The organism is Paenibacillus thailandensis (assembly GCF_042685365.1).
Lineage (GTDB): Bacteria > Bacillota > Bacilli > Paenibacillales > Paenibacillaceae > Paenibacillus_AP > Paenibacillus_AP thailandensis.
The window spans coordinates 632,062-647,883 of sequence record NZ_JBHUMY010000001.1 but is presented as its reverse complement, the minus strand read 5'-3'; the positions used below and the strand labels follow the sequence as shown (position 1 = coordinate 647,883).

The following is a 15,822-nucleotide window of genomic DNA, read 5'->3' as shown; positions in this document are numbered from 1 at the left end:
AGTTAAAGCTCCATTGGGGTAACGCTATTATTTGGAACGAAGAGGTGACAAGATTCCATGAACGACGATCCGCAAAAACGCGAAATCGTTAACCGGCGGCATTTTTCATTTCGTTTGAACTTATTTTTCTTTGCTGTTTTTGCGCTTTTCAGCATTCTTATCGTCCGGCTTGCCATACTCCAGTTCGTCGAAGGACCGACGCTCAGCGCGGCTGGCAGCGAGAAGAGCACGCGGAGCGTAAAGATCGCTCCGATTCGCGGCAATATTTACGACTCGACCGGCTCGGCCATCGCGTATTCGACTTCGACGCAGTCGCTTTACTTTACGATTTCGCCGGATTTCAAAACGTCCGATTCGGAGAAAATTGCAAAAAGCCTTGCCGAGGTGTTCGACAAATACGGCGATCCCGCGAATGCAATGACAGTTGACGAAATTATTGAGCGGATGGACCTTAATTATCGGGTCAACTATATTTCGGTGCCGCGCCGGATCAAAACCGGGCTGACGAAAGAGGAAATTGCGTATTTCATGGAAAACCGCGCCCAATTTCCCGGCATCGACATTGTAGAGGAAAGCGTCCGCAACTACAGCGAGGACACCGTTGCCGTGCAGCTCGTCGGCTATTTGAAAAAATTCAAAGGCGTCCGAGAATCGATGGAAACGTACAAGGCCAAAGGAGAAGAAGACGATCCGAGGCTGCAGTATTTGGATGAAGAGGACGTCGGCGTCGACGGCCTGGAGCTGATGTACCAGGACGTGCTTCGCGGCACGAACGGGGTGAAGCGTTATCCCGTCAACAATGCCGGACAAATTATCGGCCCGATGGAAGTGACGAACCCCGAGAAGGGGAACGACCTGTATTTGACGATTAACAAAAACGTGCAGCTCGTAACCGAGCAGGCCATTATGGACCAGATCAAAAAAATCAGCACGTCGACCAACCGGGCGGAGCGGGCCGAATATGCGAAGGCCGGTTACGCGGTTGCGATGGAGGTCGATACCGGCAAAGTCGTCGCCATGGCCAGCATGCCGGACTATGACCCGAATATATGGTCGGGCGGCATCAGCCCCGAGGCTTACGACGAGATAACGCCGGTCATGGCCAACGGGACGATTCGTCAGGTTTACGCCAACTACCCGACGCAGGAAGAGCGGAACCGCCACCCGTCCTCGCTGGTTCCGCCGGGATCGACGATGAAGCCGCTTTCGATTCTGATCGGCTTGAACGAGAAGCTGTTTACGACCTCCTCCACCTTTAACGATACGGGGGCGTTCTGGTTCGGCGCGGAAGGCCATCAAACGAAGGTCGGCAACGCGCAAGGGCACGTATATGGCTTGCTCGACCCGGCGAAGGCAATAGCCAAGTCGTCGAACCCGTTTATGGCGGCGATGGTCGGCGACAGGCTTTATGACCGCGACGGCAAAAAAGGAGTCGATTTGTGGGACAGCTACATGGAGCAGTTCGGTCTTGGCGTCTCGACGGAAAGCGGTCTTCCCGGCGAAAGCACCGGCATTAAGGAATATTTCCACGAGGCCGAAAATGGCTCCCCGCAGTCGGCGCTTGTGTATGCATCGTTTGGCCAGCAAGGCCGATATACGACGCTGCAGCTTGCGCAATATGCCGCCATGCTTGCCAATCACGGCAAACGCATGAAGCCGCAGTTCGTTGAAAAAGTCGTGAACGCGGACGGTGAAACGGTGCAAGGCTTTACGCCTCAAGTACTGAACACAGTCGAGTTCCCCGACGCGTATTGGAAAGAAATCGAGACGGGCATGTCCCAGGTTAACGTGCAAGGTTTCGAAGGCGTAAGCTACACGTTCAACCGGAAAACCGGTACGTCGGAGCAGTCGGTAGCGGGACGTATCGCGGATAACGGCGTCTTCATCGCCTACGCTCCCGCAGAGAACCCGAAGCTGGCCGTTGCCGTCGTCATTCCGGACGGAGGCTTCGGCGGCTGGAGCGCCGCTCCGGTCGCGCGCAAAATATTCGACGCGTACGATCAGGAAATCGGCCTGACCGGCACGCCGGCCAAACAAACGCAAACGTCGACCGACGCGGCTGCGAATACGGACACGGACGCAGGCACGGCGGAATAATCAAAAAGGAAGACCATCATTGCAGGCTTATCGCCTCATGATGGTTTTTTTTAAAATAAAAGTTGCTCTCGGGAAACTTTTTTGTATAATAATAAAAAAGAGGCATAAGGTAAAATAAGATTCGTGAGGGAAACAAGTCCATGAAAAGGGAGGAATCGCGGTGAAGAAGAAAACTCATTTAAGCCCGTCTTTTAAACGGTTTTTAATGACCATTATGTTTCTGGCGGCTGCGGCTGCGCTGGCGGCCTGCGGAACCGATGCCGGAGGCAGCCCGGACGGCAAGCTGCTTGTGACCGCCACGACGGGCATGATTGCCGACGCGGCGAAGGAGATCGGGGGAGACGACGTAGAAGTGACGGCGCTGATGGGGGCCGGCACCGATCCCCATCTGTATAAAGCGTCGCAGGGCGATATCGAGAAGCTGGACCGTGCCGATCTTGTCCTGTATAACGGATTGCATCTGGAAGGCAAAATGGCGGAGCTGTTTGAAAAGATGGAGAAGACGAAGCCTACGGTCGCGGTTGCGGCCGGCATTCCCGAATCCGAGCTGCTGACGGCGCCGGGAGCTGCCGGGGAAATTTCCCATGACCCGCATATTTGGTTTGACGTCAAGCTGTGGAGCATCGCGGCGGGAACGATCCGGGACGCGCTTATCGAGAAGGATCCGCAAAATAAGGAGAAGTATGAAGAGCGCGCGGAAGCGTATTTGAACAAGCTGGTGGAGCTCGATGCTTACGCGAAGGAGCAGATTGCCGCAATTCCGGAACAAAGCCGGGTGCTCGTCACCGCGCATGACGCCTTCGGTTATTTCGGAAAAGCGTACGGCATCGAAGTGCGCGGGCTGCAGGGGATGAATACGATGGCGGAATACGGCTCGAAGGACGTCAGCGATTTGCGCGATTTTCTGATCGAAAACAACATCAAGGCGGTATTCATCGAATCGAGCGTTCCCCATAAATCGATCGAAGCGGTTATCGAAGGGGCGAAGTCGCTGGGCCATGACATCAAGATCGGCGGAGAGCTGTTCTCCGACGCGATGGGAGAAGAAGGCACGGAGGAAGGCTCGTATATCGGCATGGTGAAGCATAACGTGGATACGATCGTCAGAGCATTGAAATGAGAAATCCTTCTCATGAGGCCGTTCAGCAGGATAGGAAAGGACGTGGAGACGATGTTCAGGCAAAATAGCGCGCAACGGACGGAGGCGGATCGGCTTGCCCCCCTCGCCGTAAACGGGTTAAGCGCGGCTTATCATAAAAAAACGGTGCTCAAAAATGTTTCCTTCACCGTTAAAGAAGGCGAATTGATCGGCATTATCGGGCCAAACGGGGCCGGCAAATCGACTTTGATGAAAGCGGCACTGGGCCTTATTCCGACGCTGGGAGGCGAGGTGCTTGTGTACGGCAAGCCTTATGCCGCTCAGCGCAAGCTGGTCGGGTACGTGCCGCAGCGGGAATCGGTCGATTGGGACTTTCCGACAAACGCGCTCGACGTCGTAACGATGGGAAGATACGGGAGGCTTGGCTTGTTCCGGCGTCCGGGAGCGAAGGAGAAGAAAATCGCCATGGAATGTCTGGACAAGGTCGGCTTAGCCGACTTCGCTTCCAGACAAATCAGCCAGCTGTCGGGCGGACAGCAGCAGCGGGTGTTTCTGGCGCGGGCGCTTGCACAGGACGCCAGCCTCTACTTCATGGATGAGCCGTTCGCCGGCGTCGATGCGGCTACGGAGAAGGCGATTATGACGCTACTGCAGGAGCTGAAACGGGAAGGCAAGACGGTTATCGTCGTGCATCACGATTTGGCGACGGTACGGGAATATTTTGATTCCGTGCTGCTGCTTAATGTGGAATTGCAAGCTTTTGGACCGACCTCCGACGTATTTACGCAGGAGCTGCTGCAGCGCACGTACGGAGGAAGGCTCGCTTTCCTCGAACGTCATGAATATGCGGGCCTGACGCTGGCGAAAGGGTGAGCTTATGTGGAATACGCTTGAGGCATTGGTTCGTGATCCGAACATGCAATGGATATTCGTCGGGTGCGCGCTTCTTGGACTAAGCAGCGGAATAATCGGCTGCTTCTCCTTCTTGCGCAAGCAGAGCCTAATCGGCGATACGCTGGCGCACGCGGCGCTGCCCGGCATCTGCATCGCGTTCATGCTGACAGGCATCAAGTCTTTGCCCGTCTTTTTGATCGGAGCGGGGCTTGCCGGCGTGGCCGCGACGCTCGGCATCGGCTGGATAACCCGTTACAGCAAAATCAAGCAGGACGCCGCGATGGGTATCGTGTTATCCTCTTTTTTCGCTTTCGGCATCGTGCTTCTAACGTTCATCCAGCATGGAGATTACGGCAATCAGGCCGGGCTCGACAAATTTATATTCGGCCAGGCCGCTTCCATGACCGGAAGCGACGTTAAAGTGATGACCGGGGTTTCCTTGCTGCTCACGGCCGTTATTGCCGCATTGTTCAAAGCGTTTAAACTCGTAATCTTCGATCCGGGGTTTGCGCGGGGCATCGGTTATCCCGTCGCTTTCCTGCAGCAGCTCCTTCTGCTCCTGACGGTCATCGCGGTCGTGGCGGGCGTTCAAGCGGTCGGCGTCGTTCTTGTGGCGGCTCTGCTTATTACGCCGGCCGTCTCGGCCCGTTACTGGACGGACCGGCTTAACGTCATGGTAGCGTTGTCCGGGCTGTTCGGCTTGGCGAGCGGGGCGGCGGGGACGCTCGTCAGCTCTTCCGTTTCGAATTTACCGACGGGACCGCTGACGGTATTATCGGCGTTTCTGTTGTTTGCGGCGTCGTATGTTTTTGGCCCTCGCCGCGGAATGGTTGCGAAACGGATGCAGCAAAGCCGGGCAAGGCGGAATCTACGGGAGCAATCCGCCGTGACCGGCGTGGAACGGGCTCAAGGAGGCGTTGTGCAATGAGCGGCTTTTGGATTATCGTAACGGGTGCGCTAGTCGCAAGCTGCTGCGGCATACTGGGCGTATTTCTCGTCTTGCGCAAAATGACGCTTATCGGCGACGCCATCAGCCATTCCGTTATGCCGGGCATCGTCATCGCCATTCTGCTGAGCGGCTCCCGCGATTCGATGCTGGTGTTTGCGGCCGCCCTCGCTTGCGGCTTGCTCGCGGCTTTCCTCATTCAGCGGCTGCAGCAGGGAGGCGTACAGCCGGACGCTTCGATCGGCGTCGTATTTACCGTCATGTTCGCGATCGGGGTCGTGCTCGTAAGCCTCTTCGCGCGTCAGACGCATCTGGATCAGGACGCGATATTGTACGGCGAAATCGCCTACGTCCACTGGAACATATGGGAGCCGGGAGGCGTCGACATGGGGCCGAAAGCGGTATGGCAGCTGGGCGCTACGCTGCTTGTTATCGTTGCGGTTATCGGCTTATTCTATAAACAATTCAAGCTTTGCGCCTTCGATCCGGCGATGGCCGCCGCATGCGGCATCCCCGTTGCGCTGTTCCATTATTTGCTGATGGGGCTCGTGTCGATGGCAACCGTCAGCTCCTTCGAGAGCGTAGGGGCCATTCTCGTTGTCGGGCTGCTTATTATTCCCGCTTCGACCGCTTATTTGCTGACGAACCGGCTGAGCGTCATGATCGCGTTAAGCGCGGCCGTCGGCATCGCCAGCACGGTGCTAGGCTACGGAGCGGCCGTGGCGCTTGACGCTTCCGTCGCAGGCTGCATGGTATGCGCCGCCGCTCTCTGTTTCGTGATGGCGTTGTTGTTTTCTCCTTTGCAGGGGCTTGTTACGTCGGCCGTTCGCCGCCGCAGGGCGGCAGGGCTGCAATAGCTATCCAAACTTCGAGCAGGGCTTTGCCGTTTTTGATGGACGGCGAAGCCTTTTTTACATCCCTTGCTGCTATCGATTTATCGGACTGGTTGTATTTGGAACATGACTCTAGCATGTGGTACAATTTGCTAGAAGAAGAAAAGGATAGGTTGCTAGCTTTATTCTTGCTTCTCGACGGGTTCAAAATAGACGAGGGAGTGGAACGAATTGATAGGCAAATGGCAAGTTCGTTTGGCCGGGGTCATGCTGTCGCTGGCCGTTACGGCCGGCTGCGGCTTGGGCGGCGGAGACGACGGCGTTCTGAAGGAATTGGGGAAAGACGAGAAAGCGACGATCAAAGTGATGTATTACGACGAACGTTCCTTTTACGACCAATACGGCATGTTGTTCTCCGCGCTTCATCCGAACATTACGGTGGAAGTGGTATCGACGCAGTCGATCCGCTACGAGGAAGGCGTCGACATGGAAGCGGAAATGGATAAGTTTATCGAGGAGCAGCAGCCCGATATATTGATGCTGAGCGCGGAGAAGCTGAAAACGATGGCCGAAGACGGCAAGCTGTACGATCTGGAACCGGTCATGGCGCAGGACAAGTTCGATACCGAGACGCTGCTGCCCGGACTCGTCGATTATTTGAAGGAATACGGCGGGGGCAAGCTGTACGGTATGGCGCCGACTTTTTATTCGCAGGCGGTCTTCTACAATAAAGACTTGTTCGACGAATATGGTGTTCCGTATCCGACAGACCGGATGAGCTGGACCGACCTGCTGCAGCTGGCGCAGCGGTTCCCGACCGACGGCTCGGACGAGGAGCGGGTATACGGCTTGAAGGCTGGCTACAATTCGGATCTGTACGACCTCGGCAGCAGTATCGGGCAGACGCTTGAGCTTAAAATGTTTAATCCGGAAAAACAGCAGGTTACGATCGACACGGCCGGCTGGAGGGAAGTGTACGACCAGGCTTTGGCGGCGATTCAGTCGAATTCTCTTTACTTCGAACGGATGAATGAAAGCATGCCGGAAGCGAGGACCTATGAGGATTATTTGCTTGAAGATCCGTTTATTTCCGGCCGCCTCGCCATGACGATCGATTCTTTATATATGATGGGCCAGATCGAGGAAGCTGCGGAATATTTCAAGAACGAGCCGGACAAGGTCGTCCAGAATTGGGCAATGGTGACGATGCCGGTCAATCCGCAAAATCCGGAATACGGCACGAACATATCGCTCAGCGAAATATTCGCGATCAACAGCCAGTCGCCGAATACGCGCGCCGCTTGGGAATTTATCAAGTACGTAACAAGCGACGAGTATGCGCGGGTAAACGCCTTGTCGGGCGTAACGGGGCAGCTGTCCACGCGCACGACGGCGCTCAAGGACGACGAAGGACGGAACAAGGCCGCTTTGTATGCTCTTAAACCAAGCATGTCCAATTTCTATGAAGATTTCGGCGATCTTCCGGACAACTTCTTCTCCCGTTACTACCAGCTTGCTACGGAGGAGCTGAAGAAGGCGGAGGACGGAGAAGCGTCGGTCTCGGAAGCGCTGGCCAGCCTGCAGGAGAAAGCGCAGGCCGCTCTGCTGGAGGAGCAGCAGAAGGAAGCGTCGGCTATGCCCGACCCGAACAATGGCGGTTAAAACCGAAGGTATCCGCATCGAGGGCGCCGGTCGGCAGGCCGGCCGAAACAATAGGAAAGCTTCGCGGTTATGAGGTTGGCCGCGGAGCTTTTTTGTTGCGAACTTTATAATGATTATTCGCGCCAGAAACCGGTGTTGCGACGTTAACGAATGGGAGAAGCGCTATTGGCGGAACAAGTGTAGAAGCCATTTCGTTTGGAATAGGAGCGAAATATGCTAAAATGGCAATAACCTAAGTTACAAACGAGCTGGGAGGTTCAAATGGGAGATTACAAGCTGGTGGCGCTCGATATGGACGGGACGCTCTTGAACGAACAAAGCGAGATTAGCGAGGAGAATGCGAACTGGATCCGCAAAGCGCTGGATGCGGGCGTAACGGTTAGCTTTTCGACCGGAAGAGGCTTTCAAAGCGCGCTGCCGTATGCGGAGCAGCTCGGGCTGGAGACGCCGATGATCACGGTGAACGGCGGGGAGATATGGAGCCGCCCTCATGTGCTGCATCGCCGCACCTTGATGGAGGCGGATTACGTACGGCGGCTGCACGAGGTTGCCGTGGGCTACGGCGAGCCGTGGTTCTGGGCTTACACGACGCAAGGAATTTTCAATAAGGAGCAATGGATCGCGGCGGGCGAAGATTACGAGGCGTACCATTGGCTCAAGTTCGGCTTTTATACGGAGGACGATAAGCTTCTGAAGCGAATATGGGAGGAAGTGGCCGCGTGGGGCGCGTTCGAAATGACGAACTCCTCGCCTTGGAATATGGAGCTGAATCCGCTTGGCGTTTCGAAAGCTTCCGCCATCCGCGAGCTGTGCGGCTTGCTTGGCATCGGCATGGACGAGGTCGTGGCGGTGGGCGACAGCTTGAACGACATCGCCGCCATCCGCGAGGCTGGGCTTGGCGTTGCGATGGGCAACGCGCAGGATGCGGTGAAGGAAGCGGCGGACGCGATTACGCTGACGAACAACGAGCACGGGGTCGCAGAAGTGATCCGCAAGTATGTGCTGAAAGGATGAGGCGCCGATGTCTTGGGTAGACATTACAGGCTGGGTTATCGTCGTTATCCTGTTTGTTGTCGGGATGGCCGGGGCGGTGTATCCGATTTTGCCCGGGGCGCTGGCGATTTACGCCGCTTTTTTCGTTTACGGCTTCATGATTTCGTTCGAGCCTTTCGGCTGGGTGTTCTGGACGCTGCAAACGTTGATCGTGGCGGTGCTGTTCTTGGCCGATTATGCGGTAAGCGCGTGGGGGGTCAAACGGTTCGGCGGCTCCAAGGCTTCGATATGGGGCAGCACGATCGGCATCATTGTCGGGCCGTTCGTCATTCCGGGCTTCGGGCTTATCGTCGGGCCGTTCGTCGGGGCGGTCATCGGCGAGCTGCTCGCCAAATCCAGCATGGAGAATTCGATTAAGGTCGGCTTCGGATCGCTTATCGGGCTGTTTACGAGCGTCGTCGTCAAAGTCGTGCTGCAGCTGGTTATGATTGCGATCTTTATCGTTTGGCTTCTGATCGGATAATCGTGCAGCCAAACAAAAATAATTAAGATTGAAGGACATCATGTATGCTTAAAAAAGATTCATTGCTTAAAGGCACGGTCATATTGGCCGCGGCTGCCCTCGTTGCGCGGGTGCTGGGCGTCTTCCAGCGCGTGCCGCTCGATTACTTGATGAAAGATGCGGGCGACGCTTACTTCGGCGTAGCCAACACCGTTTATTTGACGCTGCTTGTCATTGCGACGGGCGGCATTCCAAGCGCAATCAGCAAAATGGTATCCGAACGGTACGCGCTTGGGCGTCCGGACGAAGCGCAGCAAATTTACAAGGCGGCGCTGTTGTTCGGCATCGTGACCGGTTTGATCATGACGGCGCTGCTTTATATTTTTGCTCCGTATTATGCGGTACATATCGTAAAGACGCCGGGAGCGGAAACGTCGATCCGGGCAATTGCCCCGGCTCTGCTCTTGTTCCCGGTCATTGCGATGATGCGCGGTTATTTCCAAGGCCGTCAGATGATGTCGGCCGGCGGCATTTCGCAAATTGTCGAGCAGATTATGCGCGTCGTCGTCGGCGTCGCGCTGGCGTTTATCGTGTTCGCTTGGGGCTGGGGAGACCGCTGGACGGCTGCGGCCGCTACGTTCGGCAGCGTATTCGGCAGCATCGGCGCTTTTGCCGTTATGTTATGGTTTGCGCGCAAGCTGCGCCGCCAAGATAAAACCGAGGCGCAAAGCGCGGCGGCAGGCGCAGTTGCGGCAGGAGCTGCGGCCGCGTCCGGCGGGACAGCAGCCGCCGCAGCGGCGGCTGCGGCTCAATCGGCGGGCGCCGCAGCGCATCCGGCCGGAGCAAAACGGCTGCGGCTCCGCAATATTTACCGGGAAATATTCCGGATGTCGATTCCGGTCGTCGTGACCGGTATGACGGTACAGCTTATCTATTTGTTCGACTCGTCGTTCCTTATCCGTTTGACGGAATCATTTTACGATTATCGCACGGCCGTGGACGTGCTCGGCCAGTTCAATTTCAAAGCGCAATCGATCGCGGGCATCCCGCCGATACTGGCGATTGCGCTTAGCCAATCGATTATACCGGTCATTTCGGCCGCATATTCCGTCCGGAATATGTCCGAGGTGCAGCGGCAATCGTCACTCGTCATGCGCATCGTCGTCTTTACGGGCGTCCCTGCCGCGCTTGCGCTGACGGTAACCTCCTATTCCGTGACGGGCTTTCTGTTCAGCGGTCCGGATGGCAGCGGCGTGGTGGCGGCGTTGACGGCGGGGACGATCTTTCAAATTACGATGATGACGTCCAACTCCATCTTATTCGGACTCGGCAAGCCGCTTCCTCCGATGTTGAACACGTTTGTCGGCATCGGCATGAAAATACTGCTTAGCGTCGCGTTTGCCCCGATGTTCGGCATTTACGGGCTTGTTGCGGCTTCGACGGTATGTTTTATCTTCATTACATGGCTGAATTTGAATCATATTCGCCGCGAGACGAAGCTAACCGTGCTCGGAGGCCGCTGGCCGGCTTACCTGATCGCCGTCTTGTTGTCCGCGGCAGCCGGATACGGCGTAGATGTCGGCATTCGGGCGCTGCTTGCCGGCTGGCCGGACAAACTCGCCTTTCTGCTTGCGCTCGCACTGGCGGGAATCGTCAACGTTCTGTTGTATATCGGATTGCTTGTTCTGCTGCGGGTCGTAACGGCCGAGGATGCGAAGTCGTTTCCGGGGCCGCTGCGCAAAGTGTTTGTCCGCTTGACCCGCAAACAGCGCTCCGGGCAAGGCGAAACGGGATAAGCCCGCATCGGTATATCCTATCGATTTAGTTCTAACAGACCGGACGGAATGACGTCCGGTCTGTTTGTTTTTGTAGAAAAAAGGAGAATGATGCCGGTCTATTGCGACTATCGATTAAGGGACGAATGTATGCATTTCGAGAACTTCACTAGTCTATTGGTCGCTTTTTTCAACGATTTTTTTCGATTTAGATTCCAGTGATTTACAAGCGGGAGAGGATTATATAAACTTTAATAGTCATGTCATACTCTACTAAACAGACGCATTGGGAAGGGGAATTCGAATGAAGAGAATCGGAAAGTGGTTTAAGCCGTACATGGCGCTGCTGATCGCCGCTCTCCTGTTGCTAGCCGGCTGCCAAGCGGTCGGCGGGGTTGACTTCAACAACGTGCTGAAGCAGTCGTTGAAGGTGAAATCCGCGGAAAGCAAAGAGACGATCGAACTGAAGCTGCTCCTTAACGAGAACGCTTCGGAGACGTATTCGGAAGAAGAATTGGAATTATACCGATTGTTTGCGAACACGAAGCTGGAGCTCAGCGAAGTGAAAGCCCAGGATGAAGAGCACGCTTCCGTCGCGGGCAAGCTGCTGTTCGGCGAATCGTACAATACGAGCATCGGCTTTAAGCTGGCGGTTTCGGATACGACGCTCGTACTCGAGCTGGAGGGAGCGAAGCAGCCGTTCGTGCTGGACATGACCGAAGATTCGGCGCTGTTCGGCACAACGGCCGGCGAAGACGAAGCGTTGTCCGACGAGTCGCTGACCGAGCTTAGCAACGTCATCGTCGAGGCGGTGGGCGGTTTTGCCATCGACAATTTGCCGAATCCGGAGAAGCTTAGCGTCACTTCCGTCAAGGAGCCGATTAACGGCGTCGACACGTCGCTTTATAAAGCGCAAGCGGAATTGAACGGGCCTGAAATTTGGGCTTGGCTGAAATCGTACGTCGACGCGCTCATCAATGACCGCGAAGGCTTAAACGAAATGATTTCTGTCGTTTACGAGGCTTTGAAAGCACAACCGGAAATTTTCGAAAGCATGGGCATCTCCGAGCTGGAAAGCGAGTTGGACGCGCCGACGGACGATGAAATGATCGAGTCGTTCGGCGACAGCGTCGTCGAGATGCTGGAGAGCGTGCGGGACGGCATGGCGCAGGCGGAGCAGGAAGACGGAGGTTCTCTCGGCGAGCTGTTTAACGAAAATACGTATTTGAAAGCGGACATTTACGTCGACAAAAATCTGGATATCCGCAAGCAAAATATCGAATTGTCGTTTAAACCGCAAGGAGAGCTTCTCGATTCCATGTTCCCGCTGGACGGCTTTGTGCTGAATATCTCCTCGGAAAGCTGGAACATCAACGGCGAAGTGAAGGCGGACGAAGCGGCCGCGCCCGAAAACGCCGTTTCGCTTGACGCATTGATGATGGGCCAAGGCTACGAATGGCTGCAGCAGTTTGACGAAAATTCGGCGATCTATGATATACTGAAAAACAAGCTGCATATCGGCCGGCAGGAGGTTTACCTGTTTGCGGACGATTACTTGCCGCCGATCGTTACCCCGCAGAACGTCACGATCATTCCGCTCCGCTACACCGCCGAGCAGCTCGGCGCGGAAGTGGCGTACGACGGTACGACGAACAAATACACGGTTACCGACGAGGCGACCGGAACGACGATCGTATTGAAGAAAGGCAGCGATACCGTCGTCGTAAACGGCAAGACTACGAAGTGGCAGTTCCCTGTCACGGCGGTAAACGATATGCTTTATGTTCCCGCACGCGATTTTGCGTCGGCACTTGGCGCTAAGCTGCAGTGGGAATCGTATTCCGGCGACGGCTCCAAAGATATGCTGATCATTAGCCGGGAGCTGTAAATCCGTTAGTTCCTGAAGGAGGCTGAGCGAGAATAATGAAGGACTTGAAGACAGAAGCTGAATTTCGCGAGGCGATAAGCTCCAACGAATTGTCGATGGTCGTATTCAAAACGACCTGGTGCCCGGATTGCCATTTCATCGATCCGTTTATGCCCGATGTCGAGCGGAAATATGAAGGCCGCGTCGCTTTCTACCATATCGACCGCGACGATTTGCCCGACTTGTGCTCCGAATTGAACATTCTCGGCATTCCGAGCTTTATCGCTTTCCGGAACGGCCGCGAAGTGATCCGGTTCGTCAACAAGCTGCGCAAATCGAGAGAAGAAATCGAGCAGTTTATCGATCGTTCCATCGAAGTGGCGAACGCATTGCCCGACAACAACGGTTAAGGTCCCGAAGCGGTACCGATAGCCGGCATAATCGCCAACAAGCCCGTGTGCGCTTTAAAGTGAAGCGCCGCGGGCTTTTTTTGTCACGTATCTGCCATCTTCACGACACATTTTGAACATGGTATTTGCCCATATTAATCGCTATAATGAAGGATGATTATAAGAGAAAAAAGGTGATACATCATGGTTACAGGCCGTTTCCGCAAATTATCGCTTGCATCGTGTATCGGAATGCTGCTTGTACTGCTCGCTGGCGCATTGGTGACGAAGACCGGTTCCGGCGAAGGCTGCGGCACGGATTGGCCGCTTTGCAACGGCAAGTTTGTCCCTGCCTATACGCTGGAATCGATGATCGAATATTCTCATCGTTTCGTGACAGGGATCGAAGGGCTGCTCGTCGTAGCCGTTTTTGTCTGGACCTTCATTTATTACCGGCACAACCGCGGCAAGTTTTTGGAGCCGCTTCTTTACGCGGGGGCTGCGTTGTTCTTTACGATCGTACAAGCGCTGCTCGGCGCCGCAGCCGTTATTTGGCCGACTTCGCCGACGGTCATGGCGTTTCATTTCGGCATTTCGCTTCTTGCCGTCGCCGCTACGATGCTGCATGTCGTCTGGACGCGAAGGGAAAAACACGGCGAGCTTGATCGTCCCGAGCGTTTGCCGGCGTCGATTTTTCCGCGCATGCTGCTGCTGTCGATTTATACTTATGTCGTTGTTTATCTTGGGGCTTACATCCGGCACACGGAATCGTCGGGCGGCTGCCTCGACTGGCCGCTTTGCAACGGACAAGTCGTTCCGGAGCTGTGGAATGATGCCGGCCTAAGCGCTTCGGGCATCGTATTTTTGCACCGCGCGGCTGCGCTGCTGCTCGGATTGTTTATTCTCGGCATGTACATTCATATCCGCCGCGTTACGAAAGGAAGCAGCACCGTTTTGTCGCGGGCCGCGGCATGGTCCGTCATTTTGCTGGTCGCCCAAATTCTAAGCGGGGTATGGATGACGTACAACCTGCTGAACGAAGACTTGTTTATTTTTACGAGCTTGGTGCACAATTTGATTATTACGGGCCTGTTTGGATTATTATTGGATATATTGATTCGTTCATGGAGATTCCGGGAGAGGCGGTAGTCGACGTTGAGTTTTAACAACATGCGAGAGTTCGTTGATGTATTAAAAAAAGAGCAAGATTTGGTCGTTATCGACGCGCAAGTCGACCCTTATTTGGAACTGGCGGAAATACACAGGCGCATCATTGAGCAGGAAGGCCCGGCCTTGCTGTTTACGAATGTGAAAGGAAGCACATTTCCGGTATTGACGAATATGTTCGGCACGAGCCGGCGGGTCGATCTCGCGTTCGGGCCGCGTCCGGAAGCGCTGATGAAGCAAATCGTCGGGGTCATGGACCGGCTCCTTCCGCCAAGCGCCAAAGCTATATGGGGAGAGAGAAGCTTGATCTGGGACATGCTCAAGGTTGGCATGAAGGAAGCGCCTCCCGCTACGGCGCCGATCTTGCAGGCATCGCGCAAAGACCGGCCGCTTGCCGGCCTGCCGGCGATTACGAGCTGGCAGGAGGACGGCGGGCCGTTCGTTACGCTGCCGCTCGTTTATACCGAAAGTCCTCATAATCCGAAGCTGCACAATCTGGGTATGTACCGAATGCAGGTGTTCGACGATTCGACAACCGGCATGCATTGGCAAATACATAAGGGCGGCGGCTTCCATTACCACGAAGCGGAGAAGCGGAACGAAGCGCTTCCCGTGTCCGTCTTTCTTGGCGGTCCCCCGGCATTGATCGCTTCGGCCATAGCGCCGCTTCCCGAAAATTTGCCGGAGCTTCTGATGGCTTCCCTGATTCTCGGAAGCAAGCTGCCTCTCGTACAGGATCCTTACGGGCGGCATCGCATTCCCGCTGAGGCGGAATTCGTCATCAGCGGCAAGGTCGAGCCGCATGTGCGGAGACCGGAAGGGCCTTTCGGCGACCATTTCGGCTATTATTCGCTTGTCCATGATTTTCCGGTGTTTAATGTCAGCCACGTATGGCATCGGAAGGATGCGATCTATCCGGCCACGATCGTCGGGAAGCCGCGCCAGGAAGACTATTACTTGGGCGAATATTTGCAGCGGCTGCTTGCGCCGGCGTTCCCGATGGCGATGCCGGGCGTAAAGTCGCTGTGGGCTTATGCGGAATCGGGCGTTCATGCGCTGGCGGCCGCCGTCGTTCGCGAGGCGTATTCCCGGGAAGCGTTGTCCACCGCCTTCCGCATTCTTGGGGAAGGTCAGCTGCGGCTTACGAAATTTTTGATGCTGACCAACCAGCCGGTCGATCTGTCCCGCTTCGACGTGCTGATGGAAACGGTGCTGGAGCGGTTCAAGCCGGAGACCGATTTGTTCGTGTTCGACGAAACGTCGCACGATACGCTGGATTACACGAGCGGCAAGCTGAACCACGGCAGCAAAGCCGTCATGCTTGGCGTCGGCGAGCCTGTCCGCAGCTTGCCCTCCGTCTATGAGGAAGGCCGGCTCGAAGGAATTACGGACGCGAAGCCGTATTGCAAAGGCTGTCTGGTCGTGAAGGGGGCTTCGTATGAAGCCGATCCGGGATTGCCCGGGCGGCTGCTGGAGCAGCTGTCGGCTGCCGGGACGGCATGGCCGCTCGTCATCTTGGCCGACGACGCCGATATCGTCCATTCGCAGACGGCGTTCCTGTGGACCGTGTTCACGCGCTTTAATCCGGCCGACGACAT

The 15,822-nt window shown here is 55.6% G+C and carries 13 protein-coding genes; all 13 read left to right on the top strand.

What is annotated here, in order from left to right:
* Positions 1-57: 57 nt before the first annotated feature.
* Positions 58-2,097, top strand: coding sequence for a peptidoglycan D,D-transpeptidase FtsI family protein (locus ACFSW5_RS02915; protein ID WP_379269569.1), 2,040 nt, complete (start codon positions 58-60; stop codon positions 2,095-2,097).
* Between the two features lie 205 nt (positions 2,098-2,302).
* Positions 2,303-3,217: a metal ABC transporter solute-binding protein, Zn/Mn family gene (locus ACFSW5_RS02910; protein ID WP_379269837.1), complete on the top strand. Its 915-nt coding sequence runs from the start codon at positions 2,303-2,305 to the stop codon at positions 3,215-3,217.
* 51 nt (positions 3,218-3,268) lie between these two features.
* Positions 3,269-4,069 (top strand): metal ABC transporter ATP-binding protein, encoded by an 801-nt coding sequence (locus ACFSW5_RS02905; RefSeq protein ID WP_379269567.1) that lies wholly within the window; start codon positions 3,269-3,271, stop codon positions 4,067-4,069.
* Between the two features lie 4 nt (positions 4,070-4,073).
* Complete coding sequence (locus ACFSW5_RS02900; protein ID WP_379269564.1) at positions 4,074-5,018, top strand: metal ABC transporter permease; 945 nt, start codon at positions 4,074-4,076, stop codon at positions 5,016-5,018.
* Complete coding sequence (locus ACFSW5_RS02895; protein WP_379269562.1) at positions 5,015-5,893, top strand: metal ABC transporter permease; 879 nt, start codon at positions 5,015-5,017, stop codon at positions 5,891-5,893. Before ACFSW5_RS02900 ends, ACFSW5_RS02895 begins: the two co-directional genes overlap by 4 nt.
* A gap of 207 nt (positions 5,894-6,100) precedes the next feature.
* Entirely contained in the window at positions 6,101-7,531 is a 1,431-nt protein-coding gene (locus ACFSW5_RS02890; RefSeq protein ID WP_379269559.1) for an ABC transporter substrate-binding protein, read from the top strand.
* A 261-nt stretch (positions 7,532-7,792) separates the two neighbouring features.
* Entirely contained in the window at positions 7,793-8,545 is a 753-nt protein-coding gene (locus ACFSW5_RS02885) for a Cof-type HAD-IIB family hydrolase (RefSeq protein ID WP_379269556.1), read from the top strand.
* A gap of 7 nt (positions 8,546-8,552) precedes the next feature.
* Positions 8,553-9,047 (top strand): DUF456 domain-containing protein, encoded by a 495-nt coding sequence (locus ACFSW5_RS02880; RefSeq protein WP_379269554.1) that lies wholly within the window; start codon positions 8,553-8,555, stop codon positions 9,045-9,047.
* 44 nt (positions 9,048-9,091) lie between these two features.
* A complete protein-coding gene (locus ACFSW5_RS02875; RefSeq protein WP_379269552.1) occupies positions 9,092-10,822 on the top strand; it encodes a putative polysaccharide biosynthesis protein in 1,731 nt (576 codons plus the stop codon).
* 283 nt (positions 10,823-11,105) lie between these two features.
* Positions 11,106-12,689: a copper amine oxidase N-terminal domain-containing protein gene (locus ACFSW5_RS02870; RefSeq protein WP_379269550.1), complete on the top strand. Its 1,584-nt coding sequence runs from the start codon at positions 11,106-11,108 to the stop codon at positions 12,687-12,689.
* 35 nt (positions 12,690-12,724) lie between these two features.
* Positions 12,725-13,078 (top strand): thioredoxin family protein, encoded by a 354-nt coding sequence (locus ACFSW5_RS02865; RefSeq protein WP_379269548.1) that lies wholly within the window; start codon positions 12,725-12,727, stop codon positions 13,076-13,078.
* A gap of 183 nt (positions 13,079-13,261) precedes the next feature.
* Positions 13,262-14,206, top strand: coding sequence for a COX15/CtaA family protein (locus tag ACFSW5_RS02860; protein ID WP_379269546.1), 945 nt, complete (start codon positions 13,262-13,264; stop codon positions 14,204-14,206).
* Positions 14,207-14,212: 6 nt separating this feature from the next.
* Positions 14,213-15,822 (top strand): UbiD family decarboxylase (locus ACFSW5_RS02855; RefSeq protein ID WP_379269835.1); only part of this gene is annotated, 1,610 nt, incomplete at its 3' end.